This window comes from Nocardia altamirensis NBRC 108246 (assembly GCF_001612685.1).
Classification (GTDB): Bacteria; Actinomycetota; Actinomycetes; order Mycobacteriales; family Mycobacteriaceae; genus Nocardia; species Nocardia altamirensis.
Genome location: NZ_BDAY01000129.1, coordinates 1 through 18,972, shown reverse-complemented (window position 1 = coordinate 18,972; position 18,972 = coordinate 1). Strand labels below are relative to the sequence as shown.

The following is an 18,972-nucleotide window of genomic DNA, read 5'->3' as shown; positions in this document are numbered from 1 at the left end:
AGTGCGGATCGACAGAAAGGGTGCGGATCTGGGGCTCTAGCCCGGGTTTCCTTTTGGAGGGTGCGCGGCGGGCGGTTGGTGGAGTATGCGGGTTGGGCGGCGGCAGATCAGGTAGACGGCGAGGGTGTTGGTGGTGAGGGTTAGGAGGCCTTGTTCGCCTAGCCAGAGCCAGGTGCGGGGGCCGGTGGTGTGGGGGTCGAAGAAGGATTGGATTACGTGGTTCCAGGAGGCGTGCAAAATGACTGCGGGCCAAAGGCTTCCGGTGTTCAGGCGGAGGCGGGCGAAGAGGAAGGAGACTACGGTGACCTGGATTGTGAAGAGTAGGGCGATCAGTGGCATCGAGCCGCCGTTGCCGGTCAGGTAGCTGCCGCCGATGATGAGTGGCAGATGCCAAGCGGCCCAGATCAATCCGCCGACCAGGATTGGGCGGGGGACCTCGGCGTCGATGAGGCGGGTGAGGAGATAGCCGCGCCAACCGAGTTCTTCGCCTAGCGCGAAGACGAGTCCGATCGCGGTGCCGACGAGGGTGCCGAAGAACAGCTCTGCGGCGAAGGCGGGCCATCCGGTCGCGGAGTCTGCGGGGGTGGTGTAGTCGGCAAGTCCGCTGGCCCAACCGATTCCGTACGCGATCGAGCCGACGATGATCGGATAGCCGAGGGCGAGCAGGGATGCCAGCCAGCCGCGCCGACCACCCATGCGCAACGAGATGTCGGCGATGCCTTCGCGCCGGATCAGTCTGGCGATGAGCGCCGCGACACCCGGCGACCACATGAGCAGCAGGACCCCGATCTCGTTGCGCGAGATCACGGCGAACGCCGTGGCAGGCGCGGACAACGCAACCAAGGCGACCAGGAACAGGACGACGCCTTGCCTGGCGGACCGGCGCCGCTCGGCCTGGTCCGACACTTGGATCGGCGGCTCCACGTCGTTCCCTCCCCGTCGTCCCGGTGTCATGCACGCACCATAGGCAGCGCGCACCGGGCCGGTCGTCACCCAGAAGAGTGGTCTTCGCCTCCGGTAGCTCCCTGAGGGACGACCGATCAGAGGGTGCCCTGGCGCGCGGACCGCCACAGATCGACTTCGCCGTCGTCGTCGAGCAGCGCGTCGATCTCGGCGAGTTCGTCGGCGCTGAATTCCGGCGTGCCGAGCGCCCCGACATTCTGCTCGAGCTGGTCGGTACTGGACGCGCCGATGACCAGCGAGGTCACTCGATCATCGCGCAGCGCCCAGGTCAGCGCCAGCTGCGCAAGCGTCTGCCCGCGCCGCTCCGCGATCGCGTTCAACTTGCGCAGCCGGTCGATCATCTCGGGGGTGAGCAGTTCGGTCTGGAACGACTTACCTTGGGTGGCACGCGATTCCGCCGGAATACCGTCGAGGTATTTGGTGGTGAGCATGCCCTGGGCGAGCGCGGTGAACCCGATGACTCCGAACCCTTCCGCCGCGGCGGCGTCGAGCAGTCCCTCGGTCTCGATCCACCGGTTGAGCATCGAGTAGGACGGTTGGTGGATGAGCAGCGGCGTGCCGAGCTCGCGCAACATCCGCGCCATCGCCACCGAATCCGGTGCGGTGTAGGAGGAGATCCCCACATACAGCGCTTTGCCTTGGCGCACAGCGGTGTTCAGCGCGGCGGCGGTTTCTTCGAGCGGGGTCGTCGGGTCGAATCGGTGCGAGTAGAAGATGTCGACGTAGTCGAGCCCGAGCCTGCTCAGCGACTGATCGAGCGAGGCGAGCACGTATTTCCGTGACCCGCCGCCTTGCCCGTACGGCCCCGGCCACATGTCCCAGCCCGCTTTGGTGGAGATGACGAGCTCGTCGCGATACGGCGTGAGGTCCTCGCGCAGGATGCGCCCGGCGTTGATCTCGGCCGACCCGTAGGGCGGCCCGTAGTTGTTGGCCAGGTCGAAATGGGTGATGCCGAGATCGAAGGCGCGCAGGGCGATTTCCCGCTGCACCTGGTAGGGGCGGTCGTCGCCGAAGTTGTGCCAGAAGCCGAGCGAGAGCAGCGGCAGATCGAGACCCGACCGGCCGCTGCGGCGATACCGCATCGCACCGTCGTACCGGGTTGGTTCGGGAACGTATGGCATGACGACCTCCTCGTTGCACCTGTACCGACCGCTCATATTGCCGCATCGGTCTTCGACCCGGCCGTGCCGGTCAGCGGAGTCTGCGCGCTACTTCGCCGAGACCGTCGGCGATGGCCTTGCGCTGCTCGACGGTCAGCACGTCGATCAGGAGCTCGCGGACCACGGCGACGTGGCCGGGGGCGGCCGCCTCGAGCTTGCGGCGTCCGGCGGGTGTGAGGCTCGCGACGATGCCGCGCGGGTCGCCGGGGGCTGGCGTGCGGCGGACGAACCCGGCCTTCTCCAGCTGGTCGATCTGATAGGTGATGCCGCTCTTGGAGGTGACGAGAGCGTCGGAGAGTTCGGTCATCCGCAGTTCGTTGCCCGGCGCTCGCTCCAGTCGCACCAGCACCTCGTATTGCGGGTGCGACAGGTGCGCGTCGTCTTTGAGTTGCTGCTCGATGCGGCGGTTCAACAGCGCCGTCGCGGCGAGAAACGCCTGCCAGGCCCGCATCTCTTCGTCGTCAAGCCAGCGCGGCTCTGCCATCGACCCCACCCTTCCACGGTTGTTCAAATTCGAACAATAATCTACCATCGAGCAAACAGGTTCAAATTTGAACTACATGGACGAAGGGAAGGTGCAGTCGATGCGGATGCCGGTGCTCTATCTGTCGCACGGCGCACCGCCGCTGGCCGATGATCCGATCTGGCCGGGTCAGCTCGCGGCGTGGTCTGCGGACCTGCCGAAACCCGAAGCTGTGCTGATGATTTCGGCCCACTGGGAGGATGCGCCGCTGGCTCTTGGCGCGACGACCACGGTGCCGTTGATCTACGACTTCTGGGGCTTTCCGCCGCACTACTACGACGTGACCTATGCCGCGCCCGGAGCGCCGGACCTCGCCGATGACGTGCGAAAACTGCTGCGTGGGCCCGGCATGTCCGTGCACGACGTGCCGGAGCGCGGACTCGATCACGGTGCCTACGTGCCGCTGGTGGAGATGTACCCGGCGGCCGACGTGCCGGTGCTGCAGATGTCGATGCCGACGCTGGATCCGGCTGGTCTCTTCGGGCTCGGCCGCAAACTCGCGCCGCTACGCGACCAGGGCGTGCTGATCGTCGGCAGCGGCTTCTTCACGCACAACCTGCGCGCGCTGACCCAGGACGGCTCGGTGCATCCGGTGATGACCGAGTTCGACGACTGGGGCAGGCGCGCGCTGGCCGCGGGCAATATCGACGCGCTGCTCGACTTCGAACACCGTGCGCCCGCAGCGCAACTGGCGCACCCGCGCGCCGAACACTTTGCACCGCTGTTCGTTTCACTCGGCGCCGCCGATGCCGACCTCGCCACCCAGCGCAGCGTGATCGACGGCTACTGGCAGGGCTTGGCCAAACGCTCAGTCCAATTCGGCTGACAACGCTCGACCACACCCACCCGAAAGGAAACCAGATGAACGACACCGCCACCGCAGCGCCGACCGCGCCCGCGGTCGAGACCAGGATCGATCCTGCGGCACCCGCCGCGACACCGCACGCATACGACGCCGGACTGCTCCTGCTGCGCATCGTGCTCGGACTGACCATGGCCGCGCACGGTGCGCAGAAATTGTTCGGCTGGTTCGGTGGCGGTGGCCTCGACGGCACCGGAAAGTACTTCACCGCCAAGGGATATCCGGCCGGTGAGGCGATGGCAGCGGTCGCAGGCGTGACCGAGACCTTCGGTGGGCTCGCGCTCGCCGTCGGACTGCTCACCCCGCTGGCGGGCGCCGCCGTGGTCGGCACCATGCTCAACGCCCTCGCCGTCAAGGGAACAGGCGCGTTCTTCGCCCCGAAGGGCGTCGAATACGAACTGCTCCTCACCGCGGCCGCCGCCGCCATCACCCTCACCGGACCCGGTCGCTACGCGCTGGACCGGTTCGTCCCCGTATTCCGTTCGCACCGTTTGGTTTACGGTCTCGCGGCCATCGTGCTCGCCGTGCTCGCCGCCGGTGCCGTACTGCTGGTGCGCAGCTAGTCGACCCGAGGGCGGGCCGCCATCGCATGGATGGTGCCGTCGGTGGTGAGGACGAACACCTGGTCACCGCTCACCGACATCGCCGACGCGACGCCACCGCCGAGGTCGTACTGGTGCAACAGCTTTCCGCTCGCGCGGTCGAGCACGACCAACCGTCCGTCCCAGGTGCCCGCGTAGACCACCGTCTCGGTGGTCAGCGCGTGCATCGCGGGTGCGTTCGCCGCGCACCCCGCCGCCGCGCGGGCGGTCTCGTCGCGGGGACCGGCGCCGGGTAGGTTGCCGACGGCGGTCTCCCACAAGGGTTCCGCGGGTTTGGCCGCCGTGGAGTCGAAGGCACGGACCTTGCCGTCGATCGACGCGACGTAGACGAACTGGCCGCGCACAGCGGGACTGGTCACCGGCGGCGGGCCGGGTTCGCAGGTGCTCGACGAGATGTCGGCATGCCAGAGTGCCCGGCCGTCGCGCGGATCGTGCCCGGTCAGGCCGCCCGCGGTCATGGTGACCAGCTGCGGGGTTCCGGCACCCGGCTCGGTGATCGTCGGCGAGGAGTGGCTGTACAGCCCGCCTTTGGTATCGACGGAGTACTTGATGCTGCAGTTGGCCAGATCCATCGCGATGAGCGAGGTGCTCGATCCCGAATGCAGGTACGCCGTCGTGTCGTCGGCCCCGCGCACCGCGGTGCTGTGGAACTCACCCCATGCGGCGGGAGCCTTGAAGCCGCCCTGTAGTCGAGCGCCGGAACCTGCGTCACGGCAGATGATTTGGTCGTACTGCTGATACACCGCCACGGCGCGCTTCTGGGTCGCGAGGCCGAAAACGCTCACCGGTCCGCCCGCTCTGCCGTAGCGGCGCACGGTCTTTCCGATGCGCTGCTCGTCATCGATGGTCTGCCAGGCCACGGTTCCGTCGCGCACGTCGAGCGCATACACCCGGCCGACGCTGGTGGTGAGGTAGACCCGGCCGTCATGAACCGTCGGGAAGGATTCGGCATCGCCGTCCAGATACGTGCGCCAGAGTTCCTCTCCGGTGTCGCGGTGGTAGGCCAGCACCTGGTTGTAGGGGGACGCGAACGCCTGGGAGGTCACGATCACGGTGTCGCCGACGACGGCAGCGCCGTCGATGGCGAAGTGCTCGCCGGTGTTCGCCGACCACCGCTGATCGAGCAGGGCACCGGGATCGGAAGCGGCGGCGGAGCGTCCGGATTCGTCGCGACCTTGCCTCAGCCAGTCCTTTCCGGCCACCGGCTGTGCCCGGCCGTCCCGCACGACACGGAAGCTGTGTTGCCGCGCGGGCCACTGCTTGCCTGCGGTATCGGTGACCTCGACGGAGACGCGGTACTGCCCGGACCGCGGTGTCGGCATGGTGTCGTGCGCGGTCGTCCAGTTGCCCCGGATGGGCGGGCAGGTCTCGGCGCCGGCACCGGGCGCGGCGTAGCAGTTGACCTTGCCCGGTCGGACATTCGTGACGCCGAACTTCAAGTCCCCGCGCCACACTTCGCGATTGTCGTTGTTGCGCACCACCACCCGGGCATTCGCCGGGGTTCTGCCGTCGTCCTCGACGTAGACATCCACTGGAATCGTGGTGCCGAGTCGATGGACGCTGTCCGGCGCCGGGCTCACCAGTGCGGTTCTGTCACGGAGGTTGAATTGCCGGTGCGTGCCCGAGACATAGCCGGTGTCTTCGTTTTTCCGCGTCTTCGGGTCATCGGTGATGCCGGAGAAGTCGAGCAGTTTGTAGCCGGGGCGCACGCCATCGATGCCGTAGGTGGCGCCGATGTTGTTCACCTCCACCGAGCGCGGGAAGGCGCCGCGGCGAAACTCGGTCTGCTGGTTATGGCCTGCGGCGAACATGCGGACGTCGTACTGGGCGAGCTCGTCGACGATCGGTTGAATGGCCTGGCCCGCACCCCATTTGGTGAACAACGACCGATGCGCGAAGACGAAGACCTGCTTGCCGACGGCGTGCTTGCGCAGGTCCTCGCGCAACCACGCCAGCTGCGGCGCGAGTCCCGAGGTGTCGTAGTTGTCCTCCAGCACCACGATGTGGCGGCCGTTGCGATTCACGCTGTACCACTCCGGACCCAGATTGCGCCGGTAGAGCTCCATGTTCGCGGCATACCCCGGCTTGTTCGTCGGCCCGCCCGCGTCGTGGTTGCCCATGACCGGATAGAACGGACGGCCGAAGCGCCCCTTGGTCAGTCCGGTGCGCAGGATGTCGTAGCTGCCCTGACGGCGTTCTGGCGCGGTGTAATCGGTGACGGTGAGGTCGCCGGTCGCGATGGCGACGGTGGCCTCGCGGTTGCGCGCCATCGCTTCGACCTGACCGGTCCACTGCGCCAGTGTGTTCGCGGCGGACTGGTCGCTGCGATTGTCGGTCTCGGTGTCGGACACCATGAGCCAGGTCTCGCGCGGATCTTTCGCGCGTTCGTCGGGCACCAGGGCGAAGTCGACGCCCTCCTGTTTCGCCTTGCCCTCGTCGAGCGCACGGAAGTAGCGCGGCACCGAATCTTCGCGCAGCGCAGGGGTGTAACCGTCCGGGGAGACGATGTGGACCAGGTCGGTCTCCCTGCGGCCCGGGTCGATCCGCAGGCTGTATTCGCCGTTCTTATCGGTCGTTGCCCAGACCGCGCCATCGGTGACGGAGACGCCGGACAGCCCCTTCTCGCCGCTGTCGCGCACGCCGTTGCGGTTGCCGTCGATGAAGACGGTGCCGCGTGCCTCGACCATGGCATCCGCGTTCGCGTAGCTCGGGCTCGGGGTGAAACTCATTGCCAGAGTGAGGGCTACGCCCGTCAATAATTTCCAGCCGGAACTATTACACACGGGACGACAAGTTACGGGCGTCCGGTCTGTTCGGATAGCGAACATTGCCGGAGTTCGTCCGCTGTACCGCTGATGTTCAGCCGCACGCTCCGAATCACCCAGTGGCCCTGGAGCGCCCATTTGTCATGGCGACCCGCTTCGTCGTGTCCGCGATCACCACCGTATTGCCACCAACATGTTTCGCCTGATACATCGCGGCGTCCGAACAGCGCAGCATGTGCTGGGTCCCCAGCTCGACCGCGTCGGACTCGCCGAAGAGCGCAACGCCGACGCTGGCGGTGATCCTGATCGGCAAAGTCGACATGGTCTCGATCGCGGTGCGCAGTCGCTCGGCGACCACGGGTGCTGGGTTGTCGTGGACGTGACCGACGACCACGAATTCCTCACCGCCGGTACGGGCGATGAGGGCGTCGGAGTCGGCCGCGGCGCGCAGGCGGTCCGCGATGCGCTTGAGCACCTCGTCGCCGAACGAGTGACCGTAGGTGTCGTTCACGGTCTTGAAGCGATCCAGGTCGATCGTCGCCATATAGCCCGTGCTGTGCTCGCCGAAGTACTGGGGCAGCTGGGTATCGAGGCCGCGCCGGTTCAACAGCCTGGTGAGCGGGTCGGACAGTGCGTCGAGTCGCAGGAGTAGATGCGATAGCTGCACCGCGGGCAACACCACGCCGATGACGGCGAGATTGGCGATGATCACCGCGATGCCAAGCGCGACGTCGCCGTGCCATCGTCCGTCGCCGAAGAACATCAGGCCCGCCAGCACGACGATGGCCAGCATGGTCCAGGTGACATTGACGGCAAGGACCCGCGGGCCGTGGAAGACCGCCACGTAGGCCCCCGACGCGACAAGCATGATGATTCCCAGCGCGCCGAGGACGCGATCCTGGACCATCAGGCTGTTCGCCGCCACGACGACGTCGATCACCGCGATCCAGGCGAGTGACTCGGCCTCGCGCGGCCACGGCAGCAACCACCAGCGCAACGCCCATGCCGCGCCCGCCGCAGCCGCAAGCACGCCGGTCGTCACCCCGGCCACGCCGCGCACGCCGGCGGGCGAGAGGATCATCAGCGTCGCGTTCACGAGCATCAACACGCCACCGCCGCCGATCACCAGTTTCATTCTGGCCAGCACGGAATGGGATTCGAGAAACCCGACGACCCAGCTGTAATCGACCTGGTCCCGCCACCAGGTTCGAAATGACGAGCGGCTAATTGTCATCGAGTTACCGCCCTTCCATTCGCAAGCGAGCACCTTCGGCCGGTGGTTCATAAGGGCCGGTCGAAGGGTTACGCGAGGCGCGAGTGTGGCGACACCAACGCTACGCGGAGGCAAATGCCAGTAGTTGCCGCAGTTACGCAGATCACGATCGAGGGCTTGCCTGCGACGATACGGACAAATCGGTCACGCTCGCTGTGTTGTGGCGTGTGCTGTCGGCGCGAGCCGGACCGGCGGCACGGGTCGGTGGCGGTGTGGATCCCTGTGGCCAGTGCCGGGGCCGGTGGCGGACGAGCGCGCGAGGGTGTTGACTGTCGGAGTGCCCAGCGGTTTCCAGCCGCGTTCGGCGTAGTGCCCAGTCGGGCAATAGAAGTGCGGTCGGCCTCGGTTGTGATCGGTTCCGTGATTGGGACGTGATCAGACCGTGATCGCCTGTCGTGCCGTTAATTTGGCCTAAACTAGGTTTATATTGCGACTTTCGATTAGTCGTTTGCGTCGGTAAGTTCTAACGTCATCTTCGGGATCGGCAATCCGGTTGGACCGGCGATCCAGGCCACCGACCAAGGGTGTTCGGCGGGTCCCGACCAGGAGCTCGAGATCGCCGCACCGAGCCTGTTCCCGTTGGCGGACAGGCGATCCGACGCGCGATCGACCACTTCGAAGGAAAGCATCTCATGGGCAAGCACAGCGCACCTCGCAAGAACCACGTCCCGGCGCAATTGGCAGTTCTGTCTACGGCGACGCTGATCGGTCTGGGATTCTCGGCCAATAGCGGAGCCGGGGAAGCCGTGGCCGACGCGTCGATCACCAGCATCAACCACGCCGATCACACGGTGACCGCGCCCGCGCCGACCAAGCGCGTCTCGGCCGCGGTCGGCCAGCCGGTCAGCAGCAAGCAGACCAACCACCACACCCAGGACGCCGTGCACGCGTCGCCCGTGAAGAAGGCCAAGCCGAAGCCGAAGTCGAAGAACAAGCCGACCTCCGACACCAAGTCCAAGGACAAGGGCGGCAGCCCCACGGACGCGCTGGCCAGCGGCAGCGCTGCCCTCACCGATCTGACCAAGGGCCTGGAGAGCGGTAGCTCCGCGCTCGGCGGACTCGCCAAGGGCCTCGCCAGCGGCAGTGCCGCAGTCGCGCCGCTGGCCAAGGGCGCTGCAGGCAGCGCCGCCACCGGAAGCAAGGCCGCGGGCGGGCTCGCGCCGCTGCTCGGTCTGCTCACCGGCAGCGCGATGTGATTCGCCGCCGGGGCAGTCGTTGATCAGCAACAAGTAAGGCATCTCATGGGTAAGCACAGCGCACCGCGCAAAGTACATCGTTTCTCGCCGGCGACAATGCTCACGTTGTCCACCGCGGCCTTTGCCATCACTTTCGCTGGAACTCCTTCGGCCTCGGCGGCTCCCGAATCCAAGTCGCCCGCCGACGAGGTGGTCAGCCTCACCAACGCCGCGCGCAGCAAAGCAGGCTGCGACCCGTTGAAGTCCGAGAAGGGACTCACCGAGGCCGCGCAGGCGCACACCAAGGACATGGCCTCCACCGGCAACATGGACCACAACTCGGCCAAGGGCGATCCGGGCGACCGGATCAAGGAGTCCGGCTACAAGGCGCAGACCTGGGCCGAGAACATCGCCGCCGGGCAGACGAGTGCGTCCGAGGTCGTCGACGCGTGGATGAACAGCGAAGGTCACCGCGCGAACATCCTCAACTGCGGGCTGAAGGACATCGGCGTCGGCTACGCCAAGGCCGGCGACGGCACCGCGTACTGGACGCAGGACTTCGGCACGTCCAACGGGTCCGAGGACAAGAAGGACGACAAGGACAAGAAGGAAGACAAGAAGGAAGACAAGGGCAAGAAAGAAGAAGGCAAGGACGACAAGGGCAAAGAGAAGGACAAGGGCAAGCCCGAGGGCGGCGAGAAGGAGAAGCCGTCCGGCGGTGGCGAGAAGGAGAAGCCATCGGAGGGGGACAAGGAGAAGCCCTCTGGCGGCGGTCAGGAAGAAGACAAGAAGCCGTCGGAAGATGGTGGTTCGCCGGAGGATTCGGCGGAAGACGGTTCGGACCCTGCGTCGGAGGAGGGCGACTCGGCCGAGGATCCTTCGGGTGACGGCTCGGATTCCGAGTCGGAAGAGGGCGATTCGTCCGAGGGTTCGACCGGTGACGCCTCGGAGGAAGACGGCGAGTCGGCCGATGAATCGGATTCCGCCTCGGAAGACGGTGAGTCGCCCGAGGATTCGCTCGGCGACGACTCGGCCTCCGAGGACGGCGATTCGTCCGAAGGCGCGGAAGGCGATGATGCCGCGTCCGAGGACGGCGACTCGGCCGAGGACGCCGGGGATGATTTCACCACCGAAAGCGACAGCGCGGACGAGGGTTCCGAGGGCGACGCTTTCGATTGGTTCGGCGAAGGTGGCGGTGATTCCGAAGAAGGCGGCGATGCCGGCGAGGGCGGTGACTCGTTCGACCCGTGGAGCAACGGCTTCGATTCCCCGTCCGAGGACGGCGCTTTCGGCGGCCTCGGCGATCTTTTCGGTGGCGGCGGTGAGGGCGGCGATGCCTTCGGCGGTCTCGGTGAAGGTCTCGGTGGACTCGGCGAAGGTCTCGAAGGTCTCGGCGGTCTCGGTGAAGGTCTCGGTGGTCTCGGTGAGGGCCTCGGCGGACTCGCCGGATTAGGTGAAGGTCTCGGCGGACTCGCCGGGCTCGGCGGCTTGTAGACCAGCCGGATTCTCGACTCTCGATCGCCGCCAGGTTGCCCACCTGGCGGCGATCGTCGTGTTCAGCCCTTGGCGAGTGTCCGTTCGGCCAGCACGGCCATGATCGGTGCGAGCGCACGGGCGTAGGTCACCGTCACGTGGTTGTCATCGCGAAAGATCAAGGTGTTCCGCGTGATCAGCGGGCAGCGGGCGGACGTGCAGAACAGCTCGGTGAGGTTCGCGTACTGGCCGCCTGCGGTGGTGGTTGCGGCGGTCTCGGCGGCGATGCCCGCATCGTTGACCGCGGCGGCTCTGGTCGGGGCGCAGGCGGTGGCGTTGTCGACGTGATCGGACAGGCAGGTCGGCGCAGTCGTCAGAGGATCGGGGACGGGGCCGAGGACAAGGACATTCGTGCCGGTCGCGCGCAGCTGCGTCACGAGTTGAGCCAGGCTGTCGACCCACGCGGAATCGTAGGTGGTGAAACCGAAGTCGCCGCCATAGCGCCGGGACATGCTCAGCACGATCAGCTTCGGGTGCTCGGCTTGCAGTCGTGCGAGCACTTGCCCGCGCCACTGCACGCACTCGGTGTACTCCCGGCCGAGGTACGGGCTGGTGATGGGGAGTGCCATCAGCGGGCAGGTGACCTTGCTCATCGTCTCCAGTCGCCAGTGCTGTTGCTCGGCAATCTGTTCGAAGGCCGGGCTCCACATCGCCGCGTGCGAGTCGCCGACCAGGGCGACCCTGGTGGCCGAGCCGAGGTCGCCCGCAGCGCACTCGCCCTGCCCGGCCTCGCGCCACGAGCGCACACAGCCGTTGAGGAACACGGAAGCTTTGTCGCCAGGCGCATCGGCCAGTGACGGCGTGAGATTCGATGGCACGGCGCGCAATTCGGCAGAGGCCGCAACGGCGGCCTGCACCTGCGCGGTCAGGTGCTGCACCGCCGCGTCGTACGGATCGGCAAGCGGAACAGCCTGCGGTGGCGGCGTATTCGTGATGGAGAGCGCCTCGGCCGCCGCACCACTGCCGACCGGGACGTGCACTACGACGAGCAGCACCGCCGCCGCGCACACGGCGGCCGCAGTGACGAGTCCGCCGCAGGCGAGGCTGAGGTTGGCCGATCGGCGCAGCACCTTGGCGAAGCGGACGGGGTTCTCGACGAGCTGCATGGTGAGCATGGCGAGTCCGCCGGAGACCGCGAGCGCGCCGAGCGAGTCGACCAGCCCGAACGAGTGACCGACGATGTGCGGCGCGAGCAGCAGCACCGGCCAATGCCACAGGTACCAGGAGTAGGACACGCGGCCGATCGCGCGCAGCGGTTGCCACGCGAGCACCAGGCCGACACCGGAAGCCGGTGCGGCGCACCCGGAGGCGATCACCAGCGCGGTCCCGAGGACCGGGAGCAGCGCGGCGGTGCCTGGATAGGGCGTGTGGTTGTCGAATACGACGTAGGCGAGCACGATCATGGCCAGCCCGAGCCAGCCGATGCCGCTGCCGACCGTTGGCGCCAGTCTGCGCAGGGCGACCGCGGAGAGGGCGATCAGTCCGCCGATGCCGAGTTCCCATGCGCGGGCGGGCAGTGCGAAGAACGCCCACGGCGGCTGGGTCGTCGTCCAAATGATCGCCACACCCAACGAGCCTGCCGAAAGTACCGCGAGCAGCACGCGAAGCCGCATCGCCGATCGGCGTGCGCGGCGATCGTGACCGAGGTCGAGCCGCACCAACCAGGCGGCGCCGATGAGCAGCGCAGGCCACAGCAGATAGAACTGTTCCTCGACGCCGAGCGACCAGTAATGCTGGAACGGCGACGGCGCCGCCGCGGCAAGGTAATCCGTGCCGTGCATGGCGAGCCGATAATTGCCGACGTACAACGCGCTGGCAATTCCGTCGCCGAGCACTTCGCGCGCCTGCAGCGGGGGCAGGTATCGGGCCGAGGCGAATGCCGTGGCGATCAGGACAATTCCGGCGACCGGCAGCAATCGCCTGGCGCGGCCTCCGTAAAACCGGGCCAGCCGGATGGTTCCGGTGCGGGAAAGTTCGCGCCACAGCATTCCGGTGATGAGAAATCCCGAGATGACGAAGAAGACGTCGACCCCGGCGAATCCGCCGCCGATGCCGGGCACACCTGCGTGAAAGAGCACAACGGCGATTACCGCGACCGCGCGCAGACCCTCGATATCGGGTCGGAATTCAGTTCTCGCGGCGGCAGTTCGGCTGCGACCCGCCCCATGAATTTCGGTGGTGAAGGCAGTAGTTCCGGTCACCGAGACGAGTCTTATTGAATTGTCTCATTGTGTCGCAGCAACTTTCCGCACTGGGCCACATATCACAATTCGCCGCGCGAATTTTCACTCGTTTGTCGCCAGGTGTTCGTGATTGTTCTCGTGGTCGGCCGCGTTACTCCGGGTCAGCGGGTGGATCTCCGAACGGATGCGTGCGCGCAACCAGCGCGACGCGGAGTCGTCGTTGACGCGGCGGTGCCAGCGCATTTCGACATCGGCGGTCGGGAGGTCGAACGGCACCTCGTGCAGGCGCAGCGGAACACCGCGTTCGGCCAGATGCGCGGCCGTCACGTGCGGCACGAGGCAGATGACGTCCTGTTCCAGAGCCATCAGGGCGCCAACGGCATAGGAGGGGACAACCGCTGCGACATGGCGGGTGCGCCCGATCCGTTCCAGCGCGTCATCGAGCGGGCCGCGGACGAGGCCGCGGCGCGAGGCGGAGACGTGCGGATAGCGGCACAGGTCGTCGAGGGTCAGTTGCGGGGCCTGGCCGAGCTCGGAGTCGGCGGCGACGACCGCGACGAAGTGGTCGGTGAACAACGTCGAGGTGTGGATGTCGGGCGGCGGCGGATCGGCCACGGTGATGTCGAGGTCGATCGAGCCATCGCGCAGCGGGTCGAGTTCCTCGGATTCCTGACCGACGAAGCGCAGTCGAACACCGGGCGCCTCGCCGGCGATCCGGCGGGTGAGGCGTGGCGCGAGGACCGGAACGAGGGCGTCGTTGAGGCGGATGGCGAAGGTGCGCCGCCAGGAGCGCGGGTCGCGGTCGGTGGGGTCGGTGCGCAGCCGATCCGCGGTGTCCAGCAGCGCTTTTACCGTGGCGGCCGAGCGCTGGGCGAACGGCGTCGGCACCAGGCCGCGGCCCGCCCGTACCAGGATTGGGTCGTTCATCACGCGGCGTAACCGGCTCAGCGCCCGGCTGGTTGCCGGCGCGGACAGGTGCAGGCGCACCGCGGCCTCCTTGACGCTGCCGGTGTCGAGCAGCGCGTCGAACACCCGCAGCAGATTGAGATCCAGATCCTCCGCCACGATCAACCCCATTCGTGCGTTTGACGCAACTATTCCGTACCAACAATGCACTGGGCATTATGCCCGAGGGCATCAATACTGATTCTCGGGAGTTCTGGTGAGCGGATGTGCCGCTCTCGACACCCGATCGGCCACGCCGCCCCCCGTGGAGCGCGCAGGTCATCACCGCTATCAACAGAGGAGTTCAGTCATGCCCAGGATCGTGCGACCGACCGCCTACGGCACACCCGATGTGCTCACCGTGCTCGAGGTGCCGACCCCGCGCGCGGCCGCCGACGGTGTGGTCGTCGAGGTGCGGGCCGCGGGAGTCAATCCGATCGATTGGAAGCTCTACAGCGGGGCCTTCCACGACGTGGACGACGACCACAAGGACGCCGCCTGGATCGCCGCGTCGATGCCATCGATCGGGCTGGAGTGCGCGGGCGTCGTCACCGAGGTCGGCGTCGACGTGACCGGTGTGCAGGTAGGTGACGAGGTCGTCGTGTACCCGGTTACCGCTGCTTACGCCGACTACGTGACGGCACCGGCGACCTCGCTCATCGCCAAGCCCGCCGAACTCGGGTGGGCCGAGGCAGGGTCGCTGATCCTGACCGGCACCACCGCATTTCATGCGCTGCAGGTCACCGGCGTGACGGCTGGCGAGACGGTGCTCGTACACGGCGGGGCCGGTGGGGTCGGCCTCATGGCTGTGCAGCTTGCCGCTGCCGCGGGAGCGACGGTGATCGCCACGGCCGCCGAGCGCAACCACGCGCTGCTGCGCGAGCTCGGCGCCAGCCCTGTCGCCTATGGTCCCGGGCTCGCCGACCGGGTGCGTGCGGCCGCGCCGCATGGCGTCAGTGCCGCAGTGGATTTCGCAGGTACCGACGAGGCGCTCGACGTCTCGCTCGAACTGGTCGCCGACCGCAGCCGCATCGCCTCGATCACTGGGTCGCCGCGCCGCGCGGAGTCGGGCATCAAGGTGCTCGGTTATGGCCCGGGAGAGGACGCGGGCGCCGAGGTTCGTGCCGCCGCACGCGGTGATCTCGTCGACCGTGCCGGATCGGGCGCACTGCGCGTCATCGTCGACGCCACCTTTCCGCTCTCCGAGGCCGCGAAGGCGCACGAGGTCGGCCTCGCCGGGCACGCCCCCGGGAAGCTCGTGCTCATCCCTTAGTGCCTGGTCTAAAGCGGTGAACCCCACCGAGTTCGGTGGTGGTCATCGGCCCCGGTGGCTGATCAGTGGCTCAGCTCTCCTACTCGAGGTACCGTATTCGTACGCGTACTAAAAAGGATGAGGGAGCGATGAGCACCATCGAACTCGCCGAGGCGGGGGAGTTTGCCCCGCCACGATCGGATGCCGGTTCCGAGACGGAACCGAGCGTGGTTGGGTTGTTGCGACCCCATCTGGGTGGCTTTGCCGCCGTGGTGGTCTTGCAGGTGATCGGCGCCGTCGCCGGATTGGCGCCGTTGCTTGCCGTCGTCGAGTTGGGGCGAACGCTGTTGGCGCCGAGCCCGATCGATCACGACCATGTCTGGCAGGTGGTGATCGTCGGCGCGGTCGGCCTGCTGGTCCGACTGGTGTTCACCGCCGCATCGTCCGGGGTCGGGCACCTGGTCGACGGCAAGGTGCAGTTGGCCTTTCGCAGGCAACTGGCCGCGCGGCTCGGCAGTGTGCCGATCGGCTGGTTCTCCCGGCGCCGCACCGGCGAGCTGGCAAAAGTGGTGGGGGAGGACGTGAGTGCGGTGCATCCCTTGATCGCGCACACGCCTAGCGAGTTGGTCTCCGCGTTCGTGGTGCCGCTGGTTTCGCTGATCTACCTGTTCACGATCGACTGGCGGCTCACGCTGATCACCCTGATACCGGTGGTACTCGCCATAGCGCTGGTGCCGCTCATGATGACCGCGGCCCGCACGCGCGAGCAGCAGGAGTTCGACGCGGCGATGGGGCGGATCGCGAGTTCCGTCGTCGAGTTCGTGCAAGGCATCGCAGTGGTGAAGGCGTTCGGCGGCGGTGAGCGTGCACACCGCGCATTCCGCACGGCCGCAGACGATTTCGTCGGCACCTTCCTGCGGTGGGTGCGCGGCATGTCCGGGATCGCCGCGGGAATGCAGCTGGCGCTGTCGCCGCCGTTCGTGCTGCTCGTCGTGCTGGTCGGCGGTGCGGCGCTGATCACCGGCGGCGGTATGGCGCCGGCCGACCTGTTGCCGTTCCTGCTGCTCGGACTCGGCCTGACCGCTCCGGTCGCGGCACTCGGACACGGCTTCGACGATCTGCAGGCGGCCGGGCGCGCGGTGGCGCGGATCCGGGATGTGCTTGCGGTCCAGCCACTTCCGGAACCTGCACGACCCGTTCCGCCGCAGGGGCATCGGGTGGAACTGCGTGGTGTTCGGTTCGGGTACGACGCCGAGCACGAAGTGTTGCGTGGGATCGACCTGGTGCTCGAGCCGGGCACGGTCACCGCGATCGTCGGCGCTTCGGGCAGTGGGAAATCCACGCTGGTTCAGTTGCTTCCGCGATTCTTCGACCCGACCGCAGGGTCGGTCGTCCTCGGCGGTGTCGACCTGCGTGAGCTCGGCAGCAGGGAGCTCTATCGACTGGTCTCCTTCGTGTTCCAGGATGTGCGACTACTGCGGGCGTCGGTCGCGGAGAACATCGCGCTGGCAGTGCCACACGCCGACCTCGACGACGTGGTTCGCGTCGCCGAGCTGGCGAACATCCACGACCGGATTCTCGAGCTGCCGCATGGCTACGACACGGTGCTCGGCGACGAGGTCAAGCTCTCCGGCGGTGAGGCACAACGGATCTCGATCGCCCGCGCGCTGCTCGCCGATGCACCGATCCTGGTGCTCGACGAGGCGACCGCGTTCGCCGACCCGCAGACCGAACAGGCGGTGCGCGGCGCACTGACGACGTTGGGTGGCGATCGGACAATCCTCGTCATCGCCCACCGCTGGGAAACGATCGCCGACGCCGACACTGTCGCGCTGCTGGAAAACGGGGCGATCGTCGAACGCGGCAAGCCCGCCGAGCTGCTGGCCCAGCACGGAAAGTTCGCTGCCTTCTGGCAGTCCCACGCAGTACAAGGAGACGACGTCCGATGATTCGAATGCTGCTGCGCGTGCTCGGCACCGAGTACGCCGCGCCGGTGCGACGCACCGTGGCCATGATGACGATCACCGGGATCGTCGAAGGCCTGTCCTATGCGCTGCTGGTTCCGGTGCTGCGGGCGCTGTTCGGCAGTGAACCCGGCGATGCGGTGCCCTGGTTGCTCGCGTTCGGTGCGGCCGTCGCGGCTTACGCGGTGCTGCGCTATCGCAGCGACCTGTCCGGCTTCCGGGTAGGGACTACGCTGCTGCGCGGGATGTACTACCGGCTCGGTGATCATCTGGCCCGATTGCCCATCGGCTGGTACACACCAGGCCGGGTCGGGGAGGTGTCGGTGCTGGCCAGTCGCGGTGTGCTGCAAGCGATGAGCGTGATCGCGCACCTGCTGGCTCCGCTCGTCTCCGCCAGCGTGACGCCCTTGACGATCGTCGTCGTGATGTTCGCCTTCAATTGGCAACTCGGCCTCGCCGCAATGGTGGCCGCGCCGATCGTTGTCGCAGTGCAGATCTGGACGGGACGGTCGATGGCCGCCGCCGATCTGGACAGCGTGGAGCGCAGCCGGGAAGCGACCGGGCGTGTCGTGGAGTATCTCCAGGCTCAGCCGGTGCTGCGTGCCGGCGGTCGGACCACCGAGCGATTCCGTCTTCTCGACGGCGCGTTGCGGGACGTGCAGCGCGCGGCACGTCGCTCGATCGTGACGGCGTTGCCCGGTGTGGTCGGCCTCGCGCTGACCGTCCAGGCGGTGTTCACCGTCCTGCTTGTGCTCGGTGCCTACCTGGTGCTCGGTGGAAACATCGGTGCCGCAGAGGTTTTGACGATCCTGGTGCTCGGCGCCCGCTGCGCCGACCCGCTGCTGTCGCTGGCCGAGGTCGGCGGCAAACTGCGTGGCGCCCGCGCCGAACTGGCTGCACTCGACGCGGTATTGCACACTGCGCCACTGCCGGAGCCTGGCGCGCCGATCGTTCCGCAGCGCCATGATCTGGAATTCGATTCCGTGAGCTTCCAGCACGGCGATCGCATCGTGCTGGACGCGGTGTCGTTGTCCGTGCCGCAAGGACAGCGGCTCGCCATCGTCGGTCCGTCAGGCGCAGGGAAAAGCACTGTGCTGCAGTTGCTTGCGCGGTTCTACGACGTGGATGCGGGCGCGGTGCGAATGGGCGGTGTCGACGTGCGCGCGATCAGCACCGAGGTGCTGATGGACCAGATCGCCATCGTCTTCCAGGACGTCTACCTGTTCGACGGCACCATCGAGGAGAACGTGCGCCTCGGCCGCCCCGACGCAGACGACGCCGACGTGCGCGCGGCCGCGACCGCAGCCCAGCTGGACGAGGTGATCGCGCGCCTGCCCGGCGGCTGGGCGACGAACGTCGGCGAGGGCGGCGCCCTGCTGTCCGGCGGTGAACGACAACGGGTTTCGATCGCCCGAGCCCTACTGAAGAACGCCCCCGTAGTACTACTCGACGAGGTGACCTCCGCACTCGACCCAGTGCACGAGACAGCCGTCCACGCAGGCATCGAACGCCTGATGTCCGGCCGAACCGTAGTGATGGTCGCGCACCGACTCCGCACCGTCCAACGCGCCGACCACATCATCTTCCTAGACGGCGGCCAAATCATAGAGTCCGGCAACCACAACGACCTCCTACACACCGGCGGCCGCTACGCCACCTTCTGGCACGCCTCCCTAACCCCGACCAGCTAACGCCCGTCGAGTAACCAACGGCTGTCGACCAGTTCGCGGCCGTCGATTGGTTGAGGTCCGCCGACGAGTGCCGCCTTACGC

General features: G+C 67.2%; 14 protein-coding genes. 7 read left to right on the top strand and 7 right to left on the bottom strand.

Translation table 11 applies throughout. The annotated features are described in order from the left end of the window. Positions 1–36 precede the first annotated feature (36 nt). From NA11_RS42430 to NA11_RS42420, 3 genes are all read right to left on the bottom strand, one after another. Positions 37–954: a type II CAAX endopeptidase family protein gene (locus NA11_RS42430; protein WP_141718161.1), complete on the bottom strand. Its 918-nt coding sequence runs from the start codon at positions 952–954 to the stop codon at positions 37–39. An 86-nt stretch (positions 955–1,040) separates the two neighbouring features. Then, positions 1,041–2,084, bottom strand: a complete 1,044-nt coding sequence (gene mgrA / locus NA11_RS42425; RefSeq protein WP_069167780.1) for an L-glyceraldehyde 3-phosphate reductase — start codon at positions 2,082–2,084, stop codon at positions 1,041–1,043. Positions 2,085–2,154: 70 nt separating this feature from the next. Continuing rightward, positions 2,155–2,607, bottom strand: a complete 453-nt coding sequence (locus tag NA11_RS42420; RefSeq protein ID WP_069167775.1) for a MarR family winged helix-turn-helix transcriptional regulator — start codon at positions 2,605–2,607, stop codon at positions 2,155–2,157. A 76-nt stretch (positions 2,608–2,683) separates the two neighbouring features. On the opposite strand from NA11_RS42420, the gene NA11_RS42415 reads away from it, so the two are divergent. Together NA11_RS42415 and NA11_RS42410 are read left to right on the top strand one after the other, a co-directional pair. Beyond that, a complete protein-coding gene (locus NA11_RS42415) occupies positions 2,684–3,472 on the top strand; it encodes a dioxygenase family protein (protein WP_245746575.1) in 789 nt (262 codons plus the stop codon). Positions 3,473–3,507: 35 nt separating this feature from the next. Then, positions 3,508–4,071, top strand: coding sequence for a DoxX family protein (locus NA11_RS42410; protein ID WP_245746574.1), 564 nt, complete (start codon positions 3,508–3,510; stop codon positions 4,069–4,071). Here NA11_RS42410 and NA11_RS42405 read toward each other — a convergent pair. Both NA11_RS42405 and NA11_RS42400 read right to left on the bottom strand, forming a co-directional pair. Next, positions 4,068–6,839, bottom strand: coding sequence for an outer membrane protein assembly factor BamB family protein (locus tag NA11_RS42405; RefSeq protein WP_069167774.1), 2,772 nt, complete (start codon positions 6,837–6,839; stop codon positions 4,068–4,070). The two genes, NA11_RS42410 and NA11_RS42405, sit on opposite strands and share 4 nt — an antisense overlap. 148 nt (positions 6,840–6,987) lie before the next feature. Beyond that, the gene (locus NA11_RS42400; protein WP_084655574.1) at positions 6,988–8,109 is read right to left on the bottom strand and encodes a GGDEF domain-containing protein; all 1,122 of its coding nucleotides are present in this window, start codon (positions 8,107–8,109) and stop codon (positions 6,988–6,990) included. A gap of 671 nt (positions 8,110–8,780) precedes the next feature. Here NA11_RS42400 and NA11_RS42395 point away from each other — a divergent pair. Together NA11_RS42395 and NA11_RS42390 are read left to right on the top strand one after the other, a co-directional pair. After that, the gene (locus tag NA11_RS42395; RefSeq protein ID WP_069167772.1) at positions 8,781–9,344 is read left to right on the top strand and encodes a hypothetical protein; all 564 of its coding nucleotides are present in this window, start codon (positions 8,781–8,783) and stop codon (positions 9,342–9,344) included. Between the two features lie 45 nt (positions 9,345–9,389). Further along, the gene (locus NA11_RS42390) at positions 9,390–10,817 is read left to right on the top strand and encodes a CAP domain-containing protein (protein ID WP_141718160.1); all 1,428 of its coding nucleotides are present in this window, start codon (positions 9,390–9,392) and stop codon (positions 10,815–10,817) included. Positions 10,818–10,879: 62 nt separating this feature from the next. On the opposite strand, the gene NA11_RS42385 is transcribed toward NA11_RS42390, so the two are convergent. Both NA11_RS42385 and NA11_RS42380 read right to left on the bottom strand, forming a co-directional pair. After that, positions 10,880–13,027, bottom strand: a complete 2,148-nt coding sequence (locus NA11_RS42385) for an acyltransferase family protein (protein ID WP_069167777.1) — start codon at positions 13,025–13,027, stop codon at positions 10,880–10,882. Between the two features lie 114 nt (positions 13,028–13,141). Next, a complete protein-coding gene (locus NA11_RS42380) occupies positions 13,142–14,104 on the bottom strand; it encodes a LysR family transcriptional regulator (protein WP_084655573.1) in 963 nt (320 codons plus the stop codon). 190 nt (positions 14,105–14,294) lie between these two features. On the opposite strand from NA11_RS42380, the gene NA11_RS42375 reads away from it, so the two are divergent. The 3 genes from NA11_RS42375 to NA11_RS42365 all read left to right on the top strand — a co-directional run bounded on the left by NA11_RS42375 (position 14,295) and on the right by NA11_RS42365 (position 18,891). Beyond that, the gene (locus NA11_RS42375) at positions 14,295–15,257 is read left to right on the top strand and encodes an NADP-dependent oxidoreductase (RefSeq protein WP_069167769.1); all 963 of its coding nucleotides are present in this window, start codon (positions 14,295–14,297) and stop codon (positions 15,255–15,257) included. 128 nt (positions 15,258–15,385) lie between these two features. After that, a complete protein-coding gene (locus NA11_RS42370) occupies positions 15,386–17,185 on the top strand; it encodes an ABC transporter ATP-binding protein (RefSeq protein ID WP_069167768.1) in 1,800 nt (599 codons plus the stop codon). Then, positions 17,182–18,891 carry an ABC transporter ATP-binding protein gene (locus NA11_RS42365; protein WP_069167767.1) on the top strand — a complete coding sequence of 570 codons (1,710 nt, stop codon included), beginning with the start codon at positions 17,182–17,184 and terminating at the stop codon, positions 18,889–18,891. The genes NA11_RS42370 and NA11_RS42365 overlap by 4 nt, the downstream gene beginning before the upstream one ends. Positions 18,892–18,972: the final 81 nt, after the last annotated feature.